General features: G+C 61.7%; 22 protein-coding genes. 18 read left to right on the forward strand and 4 right to left on the reverse strand.

Annotated elements, in window-relative coordinates:
- Window positions 1-2: 2 nt before the first annotated feature.
- Entirely contained in the window at window positions 3-986 is a 984-nt protein-coding gene (locus N8H74_RS24395; protein WP_262150950.1) for a GlxA family transcriptional regulator, read from the reverse strand.
- Between the two features lie 88 nt (window positions 987-1074).
- On the opposite strand from N8H74_RS24395, the gene inhA reads away from it, so the two are divergent.
- The 3 genes from inhA to N8H74_RS24410 all read left to right on the forward strand — a co-directional run bounded on the left by inhA (window position 1075) and on the right by N8H74_RS24410 (window position 4342).
- Window positions 1075-1761, forward strand: coding sequence for an isonitrile hydratase (gene inhA, locus N8H74_RS24400; protein WP_262150952.1), 687 nt, complete (start codon window positions 1075-1077; stop codon window positions 1759-1761).
- A gap of 121 nt (window positions 1762-1882) precedes the next feature.
- Window positions 1883-2674 carry a CPBP family intramembrane glutamic endopeptidase gene (locus N8H74_RS24405; RefSeq protein ID WP_262150954.1) on the forward strand — a complete coding sequence of 264 codons (792 nt, stop codon included), beginning with the start codon at window positions 1883-1885 and terminating at the stop codon, window positions 2672-2674.
- 102 nt (window positions 2675-2776) lie between these two features.
- Window positions 2777-4342, forward strand: a complete 1566-nt coding sequence (locus N8H74_RS24410) for a PAS domain-containing methyl-accepting chemotaxis protein (protein ID WP_217830624.1) — start codon at window positions 2777-2779, stop codon at window positions 4340-4342.
- Window positions 4343-4418: 76 nt separating this feature from the next.
- On the opposite strand, the gene N8H74_RS24415 is transcribed toward N8H74_RS24410, so the two are convergent.
- Both N8H74_RS24415 and N8H74_RS24420 read right to left on the reverse strand, forming a co-directional pair.
- Window positions 4419-4778, reverse strand: a complete 360-nt coding sequence (locus tag N8H74_RS24415; RefSeq protein WP_262150956.1) for a DUF6124 family protein — start codon at window positions 4776-4778, stop codon at window positions 4419-4421.
- A 1010-nt stretch (window positions 4779-5788) separates the two neighbouring features.
- A complete protein-coding gene (locus N8H74_RS24420; protein WP_262150958.1) occupies window positions 5789-6490 on the reverse strand; it encodes an alpha/beta family hydrolase in 702 nt (233 codons plus the stop codon).
- Window positions 6491-6585: 95 nt separating this feature from the next.
- Here N8H74_RS24420 and ccoN (N8H74_RS24425) point away from each other — a divergent pair, with 95 nt between their 5' ends.
- The 15 genes from ccoN (N8H74_RS24425) to hemN all read left to right on the forward strand — a co-directional run bounded on the left by ccoN (N8H74_RS24425) (window position 6586) and on the right by hemN (window position 21183).
- A complete protein-coding gene (gene ccoN, locus N8H74_RS24425; protein ID WP_262150959.1) occupies window positions 6586-8010 on the forward strand; it encodes a cytochrome-c oxidase, cbb3-type subunit I in 1425 nt (474 codons plus the stop codon).
- Between the two features lie 10 nt (window positions 8011-8020).
- Window positions 8021-8629: a cytochrome-c oxidase, cbb3-type subunit II gene (gene ccoO / locus N8H74_RS24430; RefSeq protein WP_008082031.1), complete on the forward strand. Its 609-nt coding sequence runs from the start codon at window positions 8021-8023 to the stop codon at window positions 8627-8629.
- Between the two features lie 3 nt (window positions 8630-8632).
- The gene (locus tag N8H74_RS24435; protein WP_217830628.1) at window positions 8633-8830 is read left to right on the forward strand and encodes a CcoQ/FixQ family Cbb3-type cytochrome c oxidase assembly chaperone; all 198 of its coding nucleotides are present in this window, start codon (window positions 8633-8635) and stop codon (window positions 8828-8830) included.
- A complete protein-coding gene (gene ccoP, locus N8H74_RS24440; RefSeq protein WP_262150963.1) occupies window positions 8827-9780 on the forward strand; it encodes a cytochrome-c oxidase, cbb3-type subunit III in 954 nt (317 codons plus the stop codon). Before N8H74_RS24435 ends, ccoP (N8H74_RS24440) begins: the two co-directional genes overlap by 4 nt.
- Window positions 9781-10261: 481 nt before the next feature.
- Entirely contained in the window at window positions 10262-11704 is a 1443-nt protein-coding gene (gene ccoN, locus N8H74_RS24445) for a cytochrome-c oxidase, cbb3-type subunit I (RefSeq protein WP_262150965.1), read from the forward strand.
- The gene (gene ccoO, locus N8H74_RS24450; protein WP_007905434.1) at window positions 11704-12312 is read left to right on the forward strand and encodes a cytochrome-c oxidase, cbb3-type subunit II; all 609 of its coding nucleotides are present in this window, start codon (window positions 11704-11706) and stop codon (window positions 12310-12312) included. The genes ccoN (N8H74_RS24445) and ccoO (N8H74_RS24450) overlap by 1 nt, the downstream gene beginning before the upstream one ends.
- Window positions 12313-12318: 6 nt before the next feature.
- A complete protein-coding gene (locus tag N8H74_RS24455; protein ID WP_003175465.1) occupies window positions 12319-12504 on the forward strand; it encodes a CcoQ/FixQ family Cbb3-type cytochrome c oxidase assembly chaperone in 186 nt (61 codons plus the stop codon).
- A complete protein-coding gene (gene ccoP / locus N8H74_RS24460; RefSeq protein WP_262150968.1) occupies window positions 12501-13484 on the forward strand; it encodes a cytochrome-c oxidase, cbb3-type subunit III in 984 nt (327 codons plus the stop codon). The genes N8H74_RS24455 and ccoP (N8H74_RS24460) overlap by 4 nt, the downstream gene beginning before the upstream one ends.
- Window positions 13485-13700: 216 nt before the next feature.
- Complete coding sequence (locus N8H74_RS24465; protein WP_262150970.1) at window positions 13701-13898, forward strand: hypothetical protein; 198 nt, start codon at window positions 13701-13703, stop codon at window positions 13896-13898.
- Window positions 13899-14165: 267 nt separating this feature from the next.
- The gene (ccoG, locus tag N8H74_RS24470; protein ID WP_217834823.1) at window positions 14166-15581 is read left to right on the forward strand and encodes a cytochrome c oxidase accessory protein CcoG; all 1416 of its coding nucleotides are present in this window, start codon (window positions 14166-14168) and stop codon (window positions 15579-15581) included.
- A gap of 11 nt (window positions 15582-15592) precedes the next feature.
- Entirely contained in the window at window positions 15593-16132 is a 540-nt protein-coding gene (locus N8H74_RS24475; protein ID WP_217834822.1) for a FixH family protein, read from the forward strand.
- 189 nt (window positions 16133-16321) lie between these two features.
- The gene (locus N8H74_RS24480) at window positions 16322-18772 is read left to right on the forward strand and encodes a heavy metal translocating P-type ATPase (RefSeq protein ID WP_262150973.1); all 2451 of its coding nucleotides are present in this window, start codon (window positions 16322-16324) and stop codon (window positions 18770-18772) included.
- 22 nt (window positions 18773-18794) lie between these two features.
- Window positions 18795-19007, forward strand: a complete 213-nt coding sequence (gene ccoS / locus N8H74_RS24485) for a cbb3-type cytochrome oxidase assembly protein CcoS (protein WP_217834041.1) — start codon at window positions 18795-18797, stop codon at window positions 19005-19007.
- The gene (locus N8H74_RS24490) at window positions 19000-19683 is read left to right on the forward strand and encodes a sulfite exporter TauE/SafE family protein (RefSeq protein WP_262150974.1); all 684 of its coding nucleotides are present in this window, start codon (window positions 19000-19002) and stop codon (window positions 19681-19683) included. Before ccoS ends, N8H74_RS24490 begins: the two co-directional genes overlap by 8 nt.
- 117 nt (window positions 19684-19800) lie before the next feature.
- The gene (gene hemN / locus N8H74_RS24495) at window positions 19801-21183 is read left to right on the forward strand and encodes an oxygen-independent coproporphyrinogen III oxidase (protein WP_262150975.1); all 1383 of its coding nucleotides are present in this window, start codon (window positions 19801-19803) and stop codon (window positions 21181-21183) included.
- On the opposite strand, the gene N8H74_RS24500 is transcribed toward hemN, so the two are convergent.
- Window positions 21180-21662 carry a hypothetical protein gene (locus N8H74_RS24500; protein WP_217834044.1) on the reverse strand — a complete coding sequence of 161 codons (483 nt, stop codon included), beginning with the start codon at window positions 21660-21662 and terminating at the stop codon, window positions 21180-21182. The genes hemN and N8H74_RS24500 overlap by 4 nt on opposite strands.
- Between the last annotated feature and the right edge of the window lie 47 nt (window positions 21663-21709).

Here is a 21709-nt window from a genome sequence, read left to right on the forward strand (position 1 = left end):
CCTCAAGGCATTGCTGGATCTGTTGCAGCACTAACCGAAAACCGCTCCCGATAAGCCTGCGGCGTCACCCCCATGGCCCGCAGGAAGCTGCGTCTTAACGTCTCTTCGCTGCCAAATCCACAATTGGCCGCGACCCGTTTGATCGGCAGGCCGGTGTCGCTGAGCAGACGGCGGGCGGTTTCGACGCGGATCAGTTCGATGGCCCGGGCCGGGGTCTGGCCGGTGTCGGCGCGGTAGTGACGCACGAAGCTGCGCTCGCTCATACCGGCCTGCTCGGCGAGGGTCGGGATGCCCAGGTCGCAGGTCAGGTTTTCCGCGATCCAGGCGTGCAGGTCGTCGAAACGGTTACCTTGTTTTTGCAGGGACAGGGTCACGCTGAACTGCGATTGCCCGCCGGGGCGCTTGAGGAACACCACCAGTTGCCGGGCAACGTCCAGGGCCATGTCGCGACCGAGGTCGTCTTCGACCATGGCCAGCGCCAGATCGATGCCGGCGGTGACACCTGCCGAGGTCCACACCGGACCGTCGTTGATGAAGATCGGGTTCGGCTCGACCTGCAAGCGCGGGTGTTTCTGCGCCAGTTGCTCGCAACGAGTCCAGTGAGTGACGACCCGGCGACCGTCGAGCCAACCGCTGGCCGCCAGCAGAAACGCGCCAGTGCAGACCGAGGCCACACGCCGGCAGCCGTTCGCGTGTTCACGCACCCAACTCACCAACTCGGCGTCTTCAGCAGCGGCATAGACGCCCCAACCGCCGGCGATGATCAGGGTATCGCTGGGCTGCTCCGGCAGCGGCCCGGCCAACATCGCCAATCCGGCGGACGAGTTCACCGCCCCGCCACCGCTGGCGATCACCGTTGGCGTGTAAGGCGCAGGCAAACCCTGCTGGCGGGCAATGTCGTTGGCCGAGGCGAAGACCTGCAACGGCCCGGTAACGTCGAGCAATTGCACATTGGCGAACGCAAGTACGTGGATGGTTTTCGGCATTTGGCGTAATTCGTGGGGTTATTGGCGTATACGCCAAAACCTACGCGCCTACAGTGAAGCCGTCCACCCCTTTTGACGGAGTAAAGCCATGACGTTGCAGATCGGTTTTCTGTTGTTTCCTCAGGTGCAGCAACTCGACCTCACCGGCCCATACGAGGTGCTGGCCTCGCTGCCGGGTGTGCAGACGCATCTGATCTGGAAGGACCTGGTGCCGGTCACCGCCAGCACCGGTCTGCTGCTGAAACCGACCACCAGCTTCGAGGATTGTCCGGCCCTGGATGTGATCTGCATCCCCGGCGGTGCGGGTGTCGGGGCGCTGATGGAAGACGCGCAGACCCTGGCGTTCATCAAGTCCCAGGCCGCGCAGGCAAAATACGTGACGTCGGTGTGCACCGGTTCGCTGGTGCTCGGCGCGGCGGGGCTGTTGCAGGGCAAGCGGGCGACCACGCACTGGGCCTACCACGATTTGCTGGCGACCCTCGGCGCGATCCCGGTCAAGGATCGGGTCGTGCGTGACGGCAATCTGTTTACCGGCGGCGGCATCACGGCCGGGATCGATTTTGCCCTGACCCTGGCAGCGGAGCTGTTCGACGCCGACACCGCACAACTGGTGCAACTGCAACTGGAATACGCCCCGGCGCCACCGTTCGATGCCGGCAGCCCGGACACCGCGCCGGGCCGGATCGTCGAACAAGCCCGGCTCAAGGCTGCGCCTTCGCTGAAGTTGCGGACCGAGATCACTGAGCGTGCGGCGGCGAAACTCAATCTGCGCTGAACCCTCGCCGAACAGAAACCGGGATTTGTGAGCCGTCCCGGTTTTCCCCGTCACCTTCACTTGTCCCCACGCGTTCAGCCGTGTAGAAAGCCCTCCCACAAATTGTGCTCAAGGACTTTCCATGACGGCTCTGCCATGGCTCTACCTCGCCCTTCTCGGCCTCGGTTACGGACTGGCGCTGAGCTTCGGCCAGCTCGGTTGGCTGGCGCTGATCTCCGTGGCCTTGCTGTTGTTCGCGGGTTTCGCCGTGCGCCAGCAGACATTGCCCGTCGCGCGCTTTCTCGGCCATGGCCTGTTCGTCGTGCTGGCCCTCGCGCTGGCCATGCATTGGCTGCCCGGCTTTTATAACGGGCGGGCCATCGAACCGCAGCGTTTCACCGACAACGCCGTGCCGTTTTCGATGTACCTGAATCTGGACAAGCCGCTGATCGGCTTCTGGCTGCTGCTGGTGTGCCCGTGGATCGTCGCGCGTCGCTCGTTGCGCCTGACGGTGTACGCCACCGCGCTGGCACTGACGTTGAGCGTGATTCTGGCGCTGGGCGGCGCTGTGTTGCTGGGCATGATTGCCTGGGCACCAAAATGGCCGGATCAGGCGTGGCTATGGGTGCTGAACAATCTGCTGCTGGTGACGCTGGTCGAGGAGGCGCTGTTTCGCGGCTATATACAGGGCGGCTTGAGCCGTAGCTTCAAACACTTGCCTTACGGCGACAACCTGGCGCTGCTGCTGGCCTCCCTGCTGTTCGGCCTGGTGCATCTGGGCGCGGGCTGGCAATGGGTACTGCTGGCGAGCCTGGCAGGCGTCGGCTATGGTCTGGCCTATCGTTTCGGCGGGCTCGGCGCGGCGATCGCCACGCATTTTGGCCTGAACCTGCTGCATTTCGGCCTGTTCACTTATCCGATGCTTGCTGGCTGAAGCAAGACCCGTTTTGCGACGCCGTACTTATTACTGAAAAAAAACTTCAATAATTTCCTGCGACCGCCGACAACCTTTCAAAGCCTTGCGGATTGAAAAACCATGCGTAATAACCAGCCCATTACACAACGCGAACGGACATTCCCGGCTCAACAGCGGTTGATTTCCACAACCGACGCCAAAGGCGTGATCACCTACTGCAACGACGCTTTCGTCGAGATCAGCGGGTTTTCGCGTGAGGAACTGATCCGTGCGCCGCACAACCTGGTCCGTCATCCCGACGTCCCGGCGGCGGTGTTTTCGCACATGTGGGGCACACTGAAACAAGGCTTGCCATGGATGGGCATTGTCAAGAACCGCTGCAAGACCGGTGACCATTATTGGGTCAACGCCTATGTGACACCGGTGTTCGAAGGCAGTCAGGTGGTCGGTTACGAGTCGGTGCGGGTCAAACCCACCGCCGAACAGATCCGCCGTGCCGAAGCGCTCTATCAACGCATCAACCAGGGCAAGTCGGCGATTCCAAAAGCAGACAAATGGCTACCGGTGCTGCAGGACTGGCTGCCGTTCATTCTGGTCAGCCAACTGAGCTTCATGATCGGCGCGACCCTGAACTCGCAGTGGGGCTTCGCCCTCGCCGCCGGTCTCTCGGTGCCGCTGGGCCTGATGGGCCTGCAATGGCAGCAACGCGGCCTCAAGCGCCTGCTGCGTCTGGCCGAGCAGACCACGTCCGACCCGCTGATCGCGCAGATGTACACCGACAGCCGTGGCGCGCAGGCGCGACTGGAGATGTCGATCCTCAGCCAGGAAGCGCGTCTGAAAACCTGCCTGACCCGTCTGCAGGACACCGCCGAGCACCTGACCGATCAGGCCAAGCAGTCCGATGCCCTGGCGCACAACAGCTCCAGCGGCCTGGAACGCCAGCGCGTGGAAACCGAACAGGTCGCCACCGCCGTCAACCAGATGGCCGCCACCACCCAGGAAGTCGCCAGCCACGTACAACGCACCGCCGACGCCACCCAGGAAGCCAATCGCCTGACCGGTCGCGGCCGCGACATCGCCGGGGAAACCCGCGAAGCCATCCAGCGCCTGTCGGTGGTGGTCGGTGAAACCGGCCTGACCGTCACCCAACTGGCCCGGGACAGCGACGAAATCGGCGGCGTGGTCGACGTGATCAAAGGCATCGCCGACCAGACCAACCTGCTGGCCCTGAACGCTGCGATTGAAGCAGCGCGTGCCGGCGAGATGGGCCGCGGCTTTGCCGTGGTGGCCGACGAAGTCCGCCAACTGGCGCAACGCACCAGCGAATCGACCGGGCAAATCCACGCCCTGATCGCCAAGCTGCAGCAAACCGCCACCAGCGCCGTACAGACCATGGAAGCCGGGCATCGCCAGGCCGAAGAAGGTGTGTCACGGGTTCTGGAAGCGGATCAGGCCCTGGTGGGGATCAGCGAAGCGGTGGCCAACATCACCGACATGACCACCCAGATCGCCGCTGCGACCGAAGAGCAAAGTGCGGTGGCTGAAGAAATCAGCCGCAACATCAGCAACATCTCGGAACTGGCGGACCAGACCTCGGAACAGGCGCACAACTCGGCGTTGCTGAGCGAAGAGCTGACCAAGACTGCCAATACGCAGTATTCGTTGGTGGAGCGGTTTAACCGCTGATTGGATTGGCAATAAACAAACCCCGGACAGCGAAAGCTTCCGGGGTTTTTTGTTTGTTATTTACGGCAATTGACGACTACTGCGGCAAACGAAGCCTATCCAGCAGTCGATTCACCAACAGCTCGTTCAGCATGATCAGCTGTTGCAGCGCCAGCAGCGGTTTGCGTTCCGGGCCGTTCACCGAGTTGGCGATATTGCCGGCCATGGCGTTGGCTGACGACAGTGATTCACTGGCTTCGACGAGCAGCGTTTCGTCATCGAGTGTGGGGTCGACCATGTAGATGGGACGGGGCTTGGGTGGGAAGTACTTCGGAGCTTCCGGCGCCAAGTAAAAGTCGAGTGCGCGGTCAACGGCGTCTTTTGTCTTTTGGGACTCGAGCTCGGGGTCTTGGGAAGTTGGATCGACTTCTGGCGGGTTAGGCGTGGCTTTGAACATATATGAAGCTCCGTATCGAAAAATAGGAGCCATCACCCTCGCTACCAAACGGCGGGTGGCGGCCATGCGCGGGTTGGTAGACCGGTCGAATACGGAACCCGGCGCTCACGAATGAGCCCCACGCATGCCCACCATATAAAACTGAGCCGCAAAAAAGAGGCTGCAGAAGGTGATGCCATACGACCGTAAACGAGCGGGCTACCAAACCCGATCACTGTTTTTCAGTGACAGGAAAACGATATAGCCCACCCCATAGCCGCGTAAGCCGGCGGATTCTGGCGTAGCCGTAGGCAACGACGCAAGGTGTTGTAGCCCTTATGGCGTAACGGTTCGTGTACTTTAAACATCGTCACGCATTGGTGTTTATGCGCTGAAAATGCTGGGCTGGAAGAGCTTTCAGTTTTTGTGGCGTGTCAGTGGAATCTTCCCCCCTCACCCTAGCCCTCTCCCCGTGGGAGAGGGAACTGACCGAGGTGTTCGGGCGAGGTACGCCGACGTGGGATACCGAGTTGAACTCACGCTTGAAAGCTACCCATTCGGCTCCCTCTCCTTGGGGGGAGGGGTAAGCTCGACACTGAAACCAAACCGTTCGCCAAACCACTCAACACGATGAGCGTTAGCTTGAGTACAGCTTTTGATCTTCGGGCGACGTCGGAAGGCTGAGTGGAGGGATTCGTCCGGGGGTGGGAGCGCAGCGACCGTTTGGCGCAGCCAAACACATCGAGAGGAGGTGCAGCGAAGCAAACCGTAGGCGATGCCCCCCGGATGAATCCCGGAGCGAAGGAACCCCGAGCCCCAGCGAGCGGGCCGAACGTAGGAGCAAGCGTTTTTTTGCTTACTTTTTTGAGGCGTTTGTCAAAAAAGTGAGTCGCCGTAAGGGCGAAACCCTAAGCAGCCATAACCGCAGCAACGGATATTCACCCGAAACAAAAATGGTGTTGCCCTTAAGATCGATCCCCCTCACCCCAACCCTCTCCCCCAAGGGGGCGAGGGGGAAAGGGAGCCGATCTTCATCTGGTTGAGAATTTCGGTACACCCTTGAGAAACACGGCTACCTTCTGTGCGGCGCTGGCCAAATGCTGTTCATGCGTAAACCCGGAAACCTTCAATGGCTTGAGGTCATGGTCGCCGGCCGCAAGCCAAGTCACCTCAATACTCGGTGACAAGGTGTAAGCCTCAACCGCCTCCCGATTGCCAAGCGCATCCCGCTCACCCTGCACAATCAACGTCCGAGTCTGCAAGGAAGCCAGATGTTCAACCCGTGGTTTCTCCGGTTTCCCAACCGCATAAAACGGATACCCCAGGCAAACCAACGCATCAGCACCAAGCTCATCCGCCAGCAAACTCGCCATCCGCCCCCCCATCGACTTGCCGCCAATCGCGAGTGGACCAGCGACATGAAGTCGCACCAAGCCATACACCTCACGCCAGCATTCCAGCAGTTTCGGCGCAGGATTCGGCGGGCGCTTGCCGCCATCAACCCGCCGCTGCGCCATGTACGGAAACTCAAACCGCAACACATTGACACCAAGCCCGGCAAGGCGCCCAGCCATATCCGTCATCCACTCGCTGTCCATCGGCGCACCCGCACCATGGGCGAGGATGAGGGTCGCTGAAGCCTCGCCAACAGCCGCATCCCACAGCCAGCCATGATCCCGCACGCACTGCGCCCATTGATCCCCGTCAATACTGGCCTTGTGCTGTTTGTCCATGCTTGCCTCGCTTTTAGTCTGCCTATAACTCCAGGCGAAGGGCGCGCTGCTTTTAGCGGGCGCGCTCGCTTCGGCTGAACCGTGGATGGGGAACCATGAACACTTCTATCAGTACCGCCTACAACTACAAGGTGGTCCGCCAATTCGCCATTATGACGGTGGTGTGGGGCATCGTCGGCATGGGGCTCGGGGTTTTTCTCGCGGCCCAATTGGTCTGGCCCGAACTCAACTTCAACTTGCCCTGGACCAGTTTCGGCCGCCTGCGCCCGCTGCACACCAACGCGGTGATCTTCGCGTTCGGCGGCTGCGCGCTGTTCGCCAGTTCGTTCTACTCGGTGCAGCGCACCTGCCAGACGCAATTGTTCGCGCCAAAAATCGCCGCGTTCTGCTTCTGGGGCTGGCAACTGGTGATCCTGCTGGCGGCCATCAGCCTGCCGCTGGGTTACACCAGCTCCAAGGAATACGCCGAGCTGGAATGGCCGATCGACATCCTGATCACCATCGTCTGGGTCGCCTACGCCATCGTGTTCTTCGGCACGATCATGCAGCGCAAGACCAAGCACATCTATGTGGGCAACTGGTTCTTCGGCGGGTTCATCATCACCGTGGCGATTCTGCACATCGTCAACAACCTTGAGTTGCCGGTGAGTTTCACCAAGTCCTACTCGCTGTACGCCGGCGCGACCGACGCGATGGTGCAATGGTGGTACGGCCACAACGCCGTAGGCTTTTTCCTCACTGCCGGTTTCCTCGGGATGATGTACTACTTCGTGCCGAAACAGGCCGAGCGTCCGGTGTATTCCTATCGCCTGTCGATCGTCCACTTCTGGGCACTGATCACCCTGTACATCTGGGCCGGCCCGCACCACTTGCACTACACCGCGCTGCCGGACTGGGCGCAGTCGCTGGGCATGGTGATGTCGCTGATCCTGCTGGCGCCAAGCTGGGGCGGGATGATCAACGGCATGATGACCCTCTCGGGCGCCTGGCATAAGTTGCGCAGCGACCCGATCCTGCGCTTCCTCGTGGTGTCGCTGGCGTTCTACGGCATGTCGACCTTCGAAGGCCCGATGATGGCGATCAAGACCGTCAACGCCCTCTCCCACTACACCGACTGGACCATCGGCCACGTCCACGCCGGCGCCCTCGGGTGGGTGGCGATGATTTCCATCGGCGCGCTGTACCACATGATCCCGAAAGTCTTCGGCCGCGAGCAGATGCACAGCATCGGCCTGATCAACGCGCACTTCTGGCTCGCCACCATCGGCACCGTGCTCTACATCGCCTCGATGTGGGTCAACGGCATCGCCCAGGGCCTGATGTGGCGTGCGGTGAACGAAGACGGCACGCTGACCTACTCCTTCGTCGAAACCCTGGTGGCCAGCCACCCAGGCTTCATCGTGCGGTTGATTGGCGGGGCGATCTTCCTCAGCGGCATGTTGCTGATGGCTTACAACACCTGGCGCACCGTGCGGGCCTCGCAGCCTGCTGATGTCGTCGCTGCCGCGCAGATGGCCTGAGGAGTCCGCCATGAAACACGAAACGATTGAAAAGAACGTCGGCCTGCTGATGCTGCTGATGGTGTTCGCCGTGAGCATCGGCGGCCTGACCCAGATCGTCCCGCTGTTCTTCCAGGACGTGACCAACAAGCCGGTGGAAGGCATGAAGCCCTACACCGCGCTGCAACTCGAAGGCCGCGACATCTACATCCGCGAAGGCTGCGTCGGTTGCCACTCGCAGATGATCCGGCCGTTCCGTGCCGAAACCGAGCGCTACGGGCACTACTCGGTGGCCGGTGAAAGCGTCTGGGATCACCCGTTCCTGTGGGGTTCCAAGCGTACCGGTCCGGACTTGGCCCGGGTTGGCGCGCGTTACTCCGATGACTGGCACCGCGCGCACTTGTACAACCCGCGCAACGTCGTCCCGGAATCGAAGATGCCGGCCTACCCGTGGCTGGTCACGCAAGCGGTCGACAGCAGCCACACCGAAACCAAGCTCAAGGTCATGCGCACCCTCGGTGTGCCGTACACCGACGACGACATCAGCGGCGCCGTGGCCAGCCTCAAGGGCAAGACCGAGATGGACGCCCTGGTCTCCTACCTGCAAGTGCTCGGCACTGCGATCAAGAGCAAGAGGTGAGCCATGGTCTTTGAAATGAGCGCGGGGCTGATTCGCGGCCTCGGCACGGTCGTGGTGTTCGTGGCCTTCGTCGGCCTGACCCTCTGGGTGTTCAACCGCAAGCGCACGCCGGAATTCGCCGAAGCGCGCCTGCTGCCGTTCGCCGACGAACCACAACCCGACACAACCCTAGCACCTGAACCAAGGAGTACCCGGCCATGACCACCTTCTGGAGTACGTGGATCTGCGTACTGACCATCGGCAGCCTGATCGGCCTGACCTGGCTGCTGATCGGCACCCGCCGGGGCGAAACCAAGGGCAGCGTCGACCAGACCATGGGCCACAGCTTCGACGGCATCGAGGAGTACGACAACCCGCTGCCGCAGTGGTGGTTCATGCTGTTCGCCGGCACGCTGGTGTTTTCCGTGGGCTACCTGATCCTGTATCCGGGCCTCGGAAACTGGAAAGGCATCCTGCCCGGCTACGAGGACGGCTGGACCGGCGTTCACGAGTGGGAAAAGGAGATGAGCAAGGCCGACGCCAAATTCGGGCCGATCTTCGCCAAATTCGCCGCCATGCCGGTGGAAGAAGTGGCGAAAGATCCGCAGGCGCTGAAAATGGGTGGCCGCCTGTTCGCCTCCAACTGCTCGGTGTGCCACGGCTCGGACGCCAAGGGTGCCTTCGGCTTCCCGAACCTGGCCGACAAGGACTGGCGCTGGGGCGGCAGTGCCGACACCATCAAGACCACCATCATGGGTGGCCGGATGGCGGCCATGCCGGCCTGGGGTGAAGTACTGGGCGAAGCCGGGGTGAAGAACGTGGCGGCCTATGTGCGTCACGAACTGGCCGGGTTGCCGTTGCCGGCTGACAGCAAGGCCGATGTGCAGGCCGGACAGCAAGCGTTCAGCACCACCTGCGTAGCCTGTCATGGGGCAAACGGCCAAGGCACTGAAGCCATGGGTGCGCCGAATCTGACGCACCCGGCCGGTTTCATTTACGGCACCAGCCTGACCCAACTCGAACAGACCATCCGCCATGGTCGTCAGGGCCACATGCCAGCACAGAGCGAACTGCTCGGCAACGATAAAGTGCAATTGCTGGCGGCTTATGTGTACAGCCTGTCGCACGGATTGAATACAGAAAATCTGCAAGCCGAAGGCCAGAAAGAGTAACCCTCCCGCGTTTCCCTGCCGCATTCGATCGAATGCGGCAGTCCCCTTCCCCTTTGCGACGCATTGTCGCACCCCCTCTGCAACCTGCCTTTCGTATCCCCGGATTCGGGTCTACGCTTGCCCGATGCGGACTGGCATGTGCCGGTTCCAGGTCGACCCCGGGCACCGTGATCGACGAATCGGCTGACCGATCAGGCTGCAAGCGCCGGTAGATACCGGCTGTCGCGCAAATGACCGTCCGTCTCCGATCTCGCCTTTCCCGCCCACCCGGTTGCATGCGATCCGGACCCTGCATTTTTTTCATCCGCCGAACGATTTTTTTCGAGGCCGATTTTGTCCTTACGCGGCGCATGGAAAGGCCGCAGAATCAGCGCTGGAACGCATTGACCCAGGTCATGGCGCGTTGCAATGACCCCCTGCTTTCTCCATACTTGCGGCCGATTTTAATCCTAATAAAACACCCAAACCGTGGAACCTTAGAATGAGCACAGCAATCAGTCCGACTGCTTATAACTATAAGGTAGTCCGCCAGTTCGCCATCATGACGGTGGTCTGGGGGATCCTTGGCATGGGGCTCGGTGTCTTCATCGCCTCGCAACTGGTCTGGCCGGAGTTGAACTTCGGTCTGCCGTGGACGAGCTTTGGACGCCTGCGCCCGTTGCACACAAACCTGGTGATTTTTGCCTTCGGTGGATGTGCACTGTTTGCCACTTCCTACTATGTCGTGCAGCGAACCTGCCAGACGCGACTGATTTCCGACAGCCTCGCGGCCTTCACCTTCTGGGGATGGCAAGCGGTGATCGTCGGCGCGATCATTACCTTGCCGCTGGGTTACACCACCACCAAGGAATACGCGGAACTGGAATGGCCCCTCGCCATTCTGCTGGCCATTGTCTGGGTCACCTACGGTCTGGTGTTCTTCGGCACCATCACCAAGCGCAAGACCAAGCACATCTACGTCGGCAACTGGTTCTACGGTGCGTTCATCGTGGTGACCGCGATGCTGCACATCGTCAACCACATGTCGCTGCCGGTCAGCCTGTTCAAGTCGTACTCCGCCTACTCGGGCGCGACCGACGCGATGATCCAGTGGTGGTACGGCCACAACGCCGTGGGCTTCTTCCTGACCACCGGCTTCCTGGGGATGATGTACTACTTCGTGCCGAAACAGGCCGAGCGTCCGATCTACTCCTATCGCCTGTCGATCGTGCACTTCTGGGCGCTGATCACCCTGTACATCTGGGCAGGTCCCCACCACCTGCACTACACCGCGCTGCCGGATTGGGCACAATCACTGGGCATGGCGATGTCGATCATCCTGCTGGCGCCAAGCTGGGGCGGCATGATCAACGGCATGATGACCCTCTCGGGCGCCTGGCATAAGCTGCGCACCGACCCGATCCTGCGCTTCCTCGTGGTATCGCTGGCGTTCTACGGCATGTCGACCTTCGAAGGTCCGATGATGGCGATCAAGACCGTCAACTCGCTCTCGCACTACACCGACTGGACCATCGGCCACGTACACGCCGGTGCCCTCGGTTGGGTGGCGATGATTTCGATCGGCGCGGTCTACCACATGATTCCGAAACTGTTCGGCCGCGCGCAGATGCACAGCACCGGTCTGATCAACGCGCACTTCTGGCTAGCCACCATCGGGACCGTGCTCTACATCGCCTCGATGTGGGTCAACGGCATCACCCAGGGCCTGATGTGGCGTGCAATCAACGATGACGGCACCCTCACCTACTCGTTCGTCGAAGCGCTGCAAGCCAGCCATCCGGGCTTCATCGTCCGCGCCCTCGGCGGAGCGTTCTTCGCCAGCGGCATGCTGCTGATGGCTTACAACGTATGGCGCACCGTTCGCGCCTCGAACCCGGCTGAAGCCGAAGCCGCCGCCACGATTGCCGTAGTTGGAGCTCACTGATGAAGCATGAAGCAGTCGAGAAGAACATTGGCCTGCTGGCCTTCTTCATGGTCATCGCCGTCAGCGTCGGTGGCCTGACCCAAATCGTTCCGCTGTTTTTCCAGGACGTCACCAACAAGCCGGTCGAAGGCATGAAGCCGCGCACCGCCCTTGAACTGGAAGGCCGCGACGTTTACATCGCCAACGGCTGTGTCGGCTGCCACTCGCAGATGATCCGTCCGTTCCGTGCCGAAACCGAACGCTACGGCCACTACTCGGTCGCCGGTGAAAGCGTCTGGGACCACCCGTTCCTGTGGGGTTCCAAGCGTACCGGCCCGGACCTGGCCCGTGTCGGCGGTCGCTACTCCGATGACTGGCAGCGTGCGCACTTGTACAACCCGCGCAACGTGGTGCCGGAATCGAAGATGCCGGCGTATCCGTTCCTCGTGGAAAACAAGCTCGACGGCAAAGACACTGCCAAGAAAATGGAAGTCCTGCGCACGCTCGGCGTCCCTTACACCGACGAAGACATCGCCGGTGCCAAGGATGCCGTGAAGGGCAAGACCGAAATGGACGCGCTGGTGGCCTATCTGCAAGGCCTGGGCACCATCATCAAAAGCAAACGGTGATTCTTAATGGATATCGGGATGATTCGTGGCCTGGGCACCGTTGTCGTGATGGTGGCCTTCATCGGTCTGGCGTTGTGGGTATTCAGCCCCAAGCGCAAGTCGGAGTTTGAAGACGCAACCTTGCTGCCCTTTGCGGATGATCCCGAAGCCATCAAGCACGTCGAGCAAGCTTCTAGGAGTAACAAAGAATGACTACATTCTGGAGTCTGTACGTCACAGTCCTCAGTCTCGGTACGATCTTTTCCCTGACCTGGCTGTTGCTGTCGACCCGCAAGGGGCAGCGCGCCGAGCAGACCGACGAGACGGTCGGCCACTCGTTCGACGGGATCGAAGAGTACGACAACCCCCTGCCGAAATGGTGGTTCATGCTGTTCGTGGGCACCATCGTCTTCGCCCTCGGCTATCTGGTCCTGTACCCGGGCCTGGGCAACTGGAAAGGCCTGCTGCCGGGCTACAACTACCTCGATAACGACAAGCAGACCGCGTTCGCCAACGGCCAGACCGGCTGGACCGGCGTTCACGAATGGGAAAAGGAAATGGCCCGTTCGGACGCCAAGTTCGGTCCGATCTTCGCCAAGTTCGCCGCCATGCCGATCGAGGAAGTCGCCAAGGACCCGCAAGCCCTGAAGATGGGTGGCCGCCTGTTCGCCTCCAACTGCTCGGTCTGCCACGGCTCCGACGCCAAAGGCGCCTATGGCTTCCCGAACCTGACCGACGCCGACTGGCGCTGGGGCGGCGAGCCGGAAACCATCAAGACCACCATCATGGGCGGTCGTCACGCCGTGATGCCGGCCTGGGCCGACGTGATTGGCGAGCAAGGCGTGGCCGACGTGGCCGCGTTCGTGGTCACCAACCTCGATGGCCGCAAGCTGCCGGAAGGCACCAAGGCAGATCCGGCCAACGGCCAGAAGCTGTTCGCCGCCAACTGCGTGGCCTGCCACGGCCCTGAAGGCAAAGGCACCCCGGCCATGGGCGCGCCCAACCTGACCCACCCGGCCGCGTTCATCTACGGTTCGAGCTTCGCCCAACTGCAGCAGACCATCCGTTACGGCCGCCAGGGCCAGATGCCTGCCCAGGAACAACTGCAAGGCAACGACAAGGTGCACCTGCTGGCAGCTTACGTGTACAGCCTGTCCCACGGTGAAAAAGCGCCGGAGGCGAACGCCGAATAAGGCCAACGCTGAAGTAACGAAAAAGGCCCCGTCACTCGACGGGGCCTTTTTCGTTTGAGTCGGATAAACATTCTGGATGAGAAGGTTCACAGCTAATCACATCCTGAAATCTTTGGTTGATCGACGCCCAAATCTCCAACCATTAGCCTCAGACCCAACTCATGACAAGCAGCCATGAGCAATCTTTAAAAATGCCAACAACACGGATGTGAAGCCATGTCAGAACTACCCGGTGATGATTTCCCGAACGAAGAAATTGAAGATCGGAGCGCTGAAGAATACGAGGAAGATCAATCAATCGACGATAGCACTGTATTGTCCCGCCACCCCCGCTCTGCCGAACGCCCGAAAAAACCGAAAAAGGAGCACTACACCGGCGGTCTGGACTCTCTGGGATGTGGACGCCTTCCCTGACATGCGGGCCATGCCGCGTCGATGCGCGGCATTCTCCAGTCCAGCGATCCTTACGCAGGAAGAAAGGATGAATCGTCTATAGTCAATTGATCTGGATCATGACTTGTTTCATCTGCTACACCATTCACGCTTTTCACCCAACGCGACCAAAGGTCGCACCCTTGAGCTAGAGCGACAGGCGTATCATTGCGCCACTGCAACACCCCTTCATGACCCCGGTCGGCACGTATCGATCGAGGCATTTTTCCACTGCCGTGGGATGCAATGATGAGTAATCAGATTCCGGTTCACGACGTCACACCACCCAGCAAGAACGCGAACAACAGCGTCGATCTTTACGCCTCTCGAGAAAAAATCTACACCCGTGCTTTTACCGGCCTGTTCCGCAATCTGCGGATGATGGGCGGCGCAGCGCTGTTCCTGTTGTATTTCGGTACGGTGTGGCTGAACTGGGGCGGCCATCAGGCGGTGTGGTGGAATTTGCCGGAGCGCAAGTTCTTCATTTTCGGTGCCACGTTCTGGCCGCAGGACTTCATTCTGCTCTCGGGCCTGCTGATCATCGCGGCGTTCGGCCTGTTCTTCATCACCGTGTACGCCGGCCGGGTCTGGTGCGGCTATACCTGTCCGCAAAGCGTGTGGACGTGGATTTTCATGTGGTGCGAAAAGGTCACCGAGGGCGATCGCAACCAGCGCATCAAGCTCGACAAGGCGCCGATGAGCGCCAACAAATTCCTGCGCAAATTCGCCAAGCATGCACTGTGGCTGCTGATCGGTTTTGTCACCGGCATGACCTTCGTCGGCTACTTCTCGCCGATCCGCGAACTGGTCATCGAGTTCTTCACCGGACAAGCCGATGGCTGGTCGTATTTCTGGGTCGGTTTCTTCACCCTCGCCACGTACGGCAACGCCGGCTGGCTGCGCGAGCAAGTGTGCATCTACATGTGTCCGTATGCGCGCTTCCAGAGCGTGATGTTCGACAAGGACACCCTGATCGTTTCCTACGATCCACGGCGCGGCGAAGGTCGTGGCCCGCGCAAGAAAGGCGCCGACTACAAGGCTCAGGGCCTGGGCGACTGCATCGACTGCACCATGTGCGTCCAGGTCTGTCCGACCGGCATCGACATCCGCGACGGCCTGCAGATCGAGTGCATCGGCTGCGCCGCCTGCATCGACGCCTGCGACAGCATCATGGACAAGATGGATTACCCGCGCGGGCTCATCAGCTACACCACCGAGCACAACCTGTCGGGGCAGAAAACCCATAAACTGCGTCCGCGCCTGATCGGCTACGCCGTGGTGCTGCTGGCGATGATCAGCCTGTTGGTCAGCGCGTTCTTCATGCGTTCGCTGGTGGGTTTCGACGTCAGCAAGGACCGCGTGCTGTACCGCGAGAACGCCGAAGGCCGGATCGAAAACGTCTACAGCCTGAAAATCATGAACAAGGATCAGCGCGACCATACCTACGTGCTGGAAGCCGCCGGCTTGCCGGATCTGCGCCTGCAAGGCCGGCGCGAGATCAAGGTGCCCGCCGGGGAAATCTTCAGCATGCCGGTCGAGTTGTCGAGCGCGCCGGAACAACTGCCATCGAGCACCAACGAGGTGAAATTCATCCTCAAGGACGCCGATGACAACAGCGTCCACGTTGAAGCCAAGAGCCGATTCATCGGCCCACAAAATCGTTGAGAGAACTGAACATGCCCGCAGCAAACGCCGCAAGTCCCTGGTACAAGCACCTTTGGCCATGGATCATCATCGGGATTCTGGCCTGTTCGGTGACCCTGACCCTGTCCATGGTGACCATTGCGGTGAACCACCCGGACAATCTGGTCAACGACAACTACTACGAGGCCGGCAAAGGCATCAACCGCTCGCTGGACCGCGAGCTGCTGGCCCAGACCCTGAAGATGCGCGCCGCCGTGCACCTGGATGACGTGACCGGCGAAGTCGATCTGCGCCTGAGCGGTGACAGCCAGCCGAAAACCCTGGAGCTGAACCTGATCTCGCCGACCCAGCCGGAGAAGGACCGCAAGATCGTCCTGGCCCGCAGCGAGACCGAACAGGGTCGTTACATCGGCCAGTTGAGCGACAAGATCGAAGGCCGGCGCTTCGTCGAGCTGCTTGGCACTCAGGACGATCACGTATGGCGCATGTTCGAGGAAGAACTGGTCAGCCATGACAAGGATCTGCTGCTGGGTGATGAGCCGTTGCAGGGTGCCGAGGATTTGAAGAAGTAAGCAACCTGCAAGTGCCCACTCACCCCAGGTTCCCGTGTGGTTGCACGCGCTATGCATGTCAGTGACGATGTCGGTGACTGAACCTATTTTTCCGGCTCACATCAATCGGCTCCCTCTCCCACCGGGAGAGGGCTGGGGTGAGGGCAAGCGGACCACTCGATTCCAAGGGTTTATCCCCTCGACAATGCCATGACCACCCCACTCCCCTGCTACCACTGCGCCCTGCCCGTCCCGCCCGGCAGTCGCTTCACCGCCGTCGTGCTCGGGGCGTCCCGCGAGTTCTGCTGCCCCGGCTGCCAGGCGGTGGCCGAAGCCATTGTCGCCGGCGGGCTGGAAAGCTATTACCAACACCGCAGTGAAGCCTCGGCCAACCCCGAAGCGCTGCCGGTGCAACTGGTGGACGAACTGGCGCTGTATGACCGCGCCGATGTCCAGCAACCCTTTGTGCGCCACGAAGGTGAACTGGCCGAAACCACCCTGCTGATGGAAGGCATCAGTTGCGCGGCCTGTGGCTGGCTGATCGAAAAGCACCTGCGCACCCTGCCAGCCGTGGCCGAAGCGCGGCTGAACCTGTCCAATCATCGCCTGCATGTACGCTGGGCCGACGCGCAATTGCCGCTGAGCCAGATTCTCGGCGAACTACGGCAGATCGGCTACGCCGCACACCCCTATCAAGCTGACCGCGCCAGCGAGCAACTGGCCAGTGAAAATCGCCGTGCCCTGCGTCAGCTCGGGGTCGCCGGGTTGCTGTGGTTCCAGGCGATGATGGCGACCATGGCCACCTGGCCGGAATTCAACATTGACCTCAGCCCTGAGCTGCACACGATCCTGCGCTGGGTCGCGCTGTTCCTGACCACCCCGATCGTGTTCTACAGCTGCGCGCCGTTCTTCAAGGGTGCGATGCGCGACCTGCGCACCCGCCACCTGACCATGGACGTGTCGGTTTCGCTGGCGATCGGCAGCGCCTACGTCGCCGGGATCTGGACTTCGATCACTGGCGTCGGCGAGCTGTATTTCGATGCGGTGGGCATGTTCGCCTTGTTCCTGCTCGCCGGGCGCTATCTGGAACGCCGCGCCCGGGAACGCACCGCCGCCGCCACCGCCCAGCTGGTGAATCTGTTGCCCGCCTCGTGCCTGCGCCTCGACAGCGCCGGCCAGAGTGAACGCATCCTGCTCAGCGAGCTGCGCCTCGGCGACCATGTGCTGGTGCAGCCCGGTTCGGTGCTGCCGGCGGACGGCAAGATCATCGACGGCCAGTCGAGCATCGATGAATCGCTGCTCACCGGCGAATACCTGCCACAACCGCGCACTCTGGGCGATGCCGTGACCGCCGGCACCCTGAATGTCGAGGGCGCGTTGACCGTCGAGGTGCAGGCGCTGGGCCAGGACACGCGGCTGTCAGCCATCGTCCGCCTGCTCGACCGTGCCCAGGCGGAAAAACCGCGACTGGCGGAAATCGCCGACCGCGCGGCGCAATGGTTCCTGCTGCTGTCGCTGATCGCCGCAGCGGCCATCGGCCTGTTGTGGTGGGAGCTGGATTCGTCGCGGGCGTTCTGGATCGTCCTAGCGATGCTGGTGGCGACCTGCCCTTGCGCGCTGTCCCTGGCGACGCCGACCGCGCTCACCGCCGCCACCGGCACTTTGCACAAGCTCGGCCTGTTGCTGACTCGCGGCCATGTACTCGAAGGCCTGAACCAGATCGACACGGTGATTTTCGACAAGACCGGCACCCTCACCGAAGGCCGGTTGGTACTGCGCTCGATTCGCCCGCTCGGCACCTTGGGCAGCGATCAGTGCCTGAGCCTGGCCGCCGCTCTGGAAAACCGTTCGGAACACCCGATCGCCCGCGCCTTCGGCCGTGCGCCACTGGCCGCTGAAGAAGTCCACAGCAGCCCGGGCCTGGGCCTCGAAGGCCTGGTCGGCGAGCAGCGTTTGCGCATCGGCCAGGCTGAATTTGTCTGCGCCCTCAGCGACACCGTCGCGCCGTCGATGCCGGATGAGCCCGGCCAATGGCTGCTGCTCGGTGACGCTCAAGGGCCGCTGGCGTGGTTCGTGCTCGATGACCGTCTGCGTGACGACGCCCCGGCCCTGCTCGCCGCGTGCCAGGCCCGTGGCTGGCGCACGCTGCTGCTGTCGGGTGACAGCTCGCCGATGGTCGCCAGTGTCGCCGCCGAACTGGGCATCGACGAGGCCCGTGGCGGCTTGCGCCCCGACGACAAGCTGCAAGTGCTGCAACAATTGCATAAGGATGGGCGCAAGGTGCTGATGCTCGGTGACGGGGTCAACGACGTGCCGGTACTCGCCGCCGCCGACATCAGTGTGGCGATGGGATCGGCCACCGATCTGGCGAAAACCAGTGCCGACGCGGTGCTGCTGTCCAACCGCCTCGACGCCTTGGTGCAGGCCTTCACACTGGCACGGCGCACGCGCCGGGTCATCATCGAGAACCTGCTGTGGGCCGCGCTGTACAATGGCCTCATGTTGCCGTTCGCCGCCCTCGGCTGGATCACTCCGGTGTGGGCGGCGGTCGGCATGTCGATCAGTTCGTTGACCGTGGTGCTCAACGCCCTGCGCCTGACCCGCCTGCCGGGTGCGCCGGTCGCCAGTGCCTCGTCAGAAACCCGCCCGCTGCCGGCCTGAGCCGCGCGGGCCTGGAGTACAGATGCCAGCTCTCTACGTGATGATCCCGGCCGCCCTGCTGATCGTGGCCATCGCCGTGTACATTTTCTTCTGGGCGGTGGACAGCGGTCAGTACGACGACCTCGACGGCCCGGCCCACAGCATCCTGTTCGACGATCAGGACCCGAACCACACCGCCGCCGTGGACGAAGCCAAGCCCGGCAAGCCGGACGACAAGGCGCCGCCCCATGCTTGAGTTGGCGCCCTTGCTGGTGTCGGCACTGATTCTCGGCCTGCTCGGCGGCGGTCATTGCCTGGGGATGTGCGGCGGCCTGATGGGCGCGCTGACTCTGGCGATTCCCAAGGAGCAACGCAGCCGACGCTTTCGCCTGCTGCTGGCCTACAACCTCGGACGCATCCTGAGCTATGCCGCTGCCGGCCTGTTGATCGGACTGGCCGGATGGGCCGTCGCCAATAGCCCGGGGGCGTTGTTCATGCGCGTGCTCGCCGGTTTGCTGCTGATTGCCATGGGCCTGTACCTGGCCGGCTGGTGGAGCGGCCTGACCCGCATCGAAAGCCTCGGTCGTGGTTTGTGGCGTTACATTCAGCCGGTCGCCAATCGCTTGCTGCCGGTGTCGAGCCTGCCCCGTGCGCTGCTGCTCGGCGCGCTGTGGGGCTGGCTGCCGTGCGGGCTGGTTTACAGCACGCTGCTGTGGTCGGCGAGCCAGGGCAATGCGCTGGACAGTGCCTTGCTGATGCTCGCCTTCGGGCTTGGCACCTGGCCAGTGCTGCTCGCCACGGGGCTCGCCGCCGAGCGGGTCACGGCACTGCTGCGCAAACGCAGCGTGCGCATGGCCGGTGGATTGCTGGTGATCCTGTTCGGCATCTGGACCCTGCCAGGGCCACATCAGCATTGGCTCATGGGCCATTAGCCTGCGGAGAGGCCCGCCCCGCCTGCGCCAATCCTCCCCGTTGATGCAAATCAAGATGCCCCGCAACCCCCACCCCTAGACTCGGCACACTGCCAGCCTATCCGGGGGAATGCCCGCATGCTCGACGCCATTCGTTGGGACACCGATTTGATCCGCCGCTACGACCTGGCGGGGCCGCGCTATACCTCGTACCCGACGGCCGTGCAATTCAACAGTCAGGTCGGCACCTTCGACCTGTTCCACGCCCTGCGCGACAGCCGCAAGGCCCTGCGACCGCTGTCGCTGTACGTGCATGTGCCGTTCTGCGCAAACATTTGCTACTACTGCGCCTGCAACAAGGTCATCACCAAGGATCGCGGCCGCGCGCTGCCGTACCTGCAACGGCTCGAGCAGGAAATCCAGTTGATCGCCTGCCACCTCGACCCGGCGCAAAAAGTCGAGCAACTGCACTTCGGCGGCGGCACCCCGACATTCCTCAGCCACGACGAATTGCGGCAACTGATGGCGCACCTGCGCAAGCATTTCAATCTGCTGGACGATGACTCCGGCGACTACGGCATCGAAATCGATCCCCGGGAAGCCGACTGGTCGACCATGGGCCTGCTGCGCGAACTGGGCTTCAACCGGGTCAGCATCGGCCTGCAAGACCTTGATCCGGCGGTGCAACGGGCGGTCAATCGCCTGCAAAGCCTGGAAGAAACCCGCGCAGTGATCGATGCGGCGCGCACGCTGCAATTTCGCTCGATCAACATCGACCTGATCTACGGTTTGCCCAAACAGACCCCGGACAACTTCGCCCGCACCGTCGAGGAAGTCATCAGCCTGCAACCGGACCGGCTCTCGGTGTTCAACTACGCGCACCTGCCGGAACGCTTCATGCCGCAGCGGCGAATCAACGGCAATGAACTGCCGAGTCCGACGCAGAAACTGGAAATGCTGCAACGCACCATCGAGCAACTGACCGCCGCCGGCTATCGCTACATCGGCATGGATCATTTCGCCCTGCCCGACGATGAACTGGCGATCGCCCAGGAAGAGTCGACGCTGCAACGCAACTTCCAGGGCTACACCACCCATGGGCATTGCGATCTGATTGGCCTGGGCGTGTCGGCGATCAGTCAGATCGGCGATTTGTACTGCCAGAACAGCAGCGACCTCAATCAATACCAGAACACCCTGGCCGCCGCGCAACTGGCGACCAGTCGCGGCTTGCTGTGCAACGCCGACGATCGCCTGCGCCGCGCGGTGATTCAGCAACTGATCTGCAATTTCAGCCTGGAATTCGCCGCCATCGAACGTGCGTTCAACATCGACTTCCAGGGCTATTTCGGCGGTCTGTGGCCGCAATTGAATGGCATGGCCAAGGATGGCCTGATCGAACTGGATCGCGAGCGGATCAATGTGCTGCCCGCCGGACGCCTGTTGGTACGCTCGGTGTGCATGGTGTTCGATGCCTATCTGGAACAGCAGAATCGCCAGCGCTTTTCCCGGGTGATCTAGATTTTTGTCAGCAGTTCGCCGGTTTTCATATTTTGATCGGGGGTCATGTTCGATTGCGTGACGACTTTGGCCAGCGACAGGTTGGCAGTGATCAGTCCGGTGTTGAGCGCGGCAATCGCGCTCCTGAAGGCTGCCACCTTGGCGAGTCGCTCTTCATTGGAGAGTTTGCTGTCGAGCATCACTTGGTTGATCAGCGCATTTTTCTCGGCAATCTGTTGCTGCAATTTGCGGATCATCTTCAGCAACTGCTGGACGTTCTCTGGCAAGTCGCTGGCTTCGATGTCCCGGTTGTTGCCACCCGCCCCGGCGGACCTGGCGATGGCAGCACCGGACAGCGACACTTTGACGCTATCGACCAAGGTCGGGCTTGCCATCGCCGACGCATCGGTGACGGGCTCAACTGCCGCGGAGGTGTCAGTCACCTCAACCAACGAGGCAATACCGCTGTTACCGGGGCCCGGCGTACCGATAATGGTCATCGAAACGGTTCCTTGTATGCATTCTGATACCGCTGTATCGGCCTTAT

It is taken from the genome of Pseudomonas sp. B2M1-30 (genome assembly GCF_025447575.1).
GTDB lineage: Bacteria > Pseudomonadota > Gammaproteobacteria > Pseudomonadales > Pseudomonadaceae > Aquipseudomonas > Aquipseudomonas botevensis.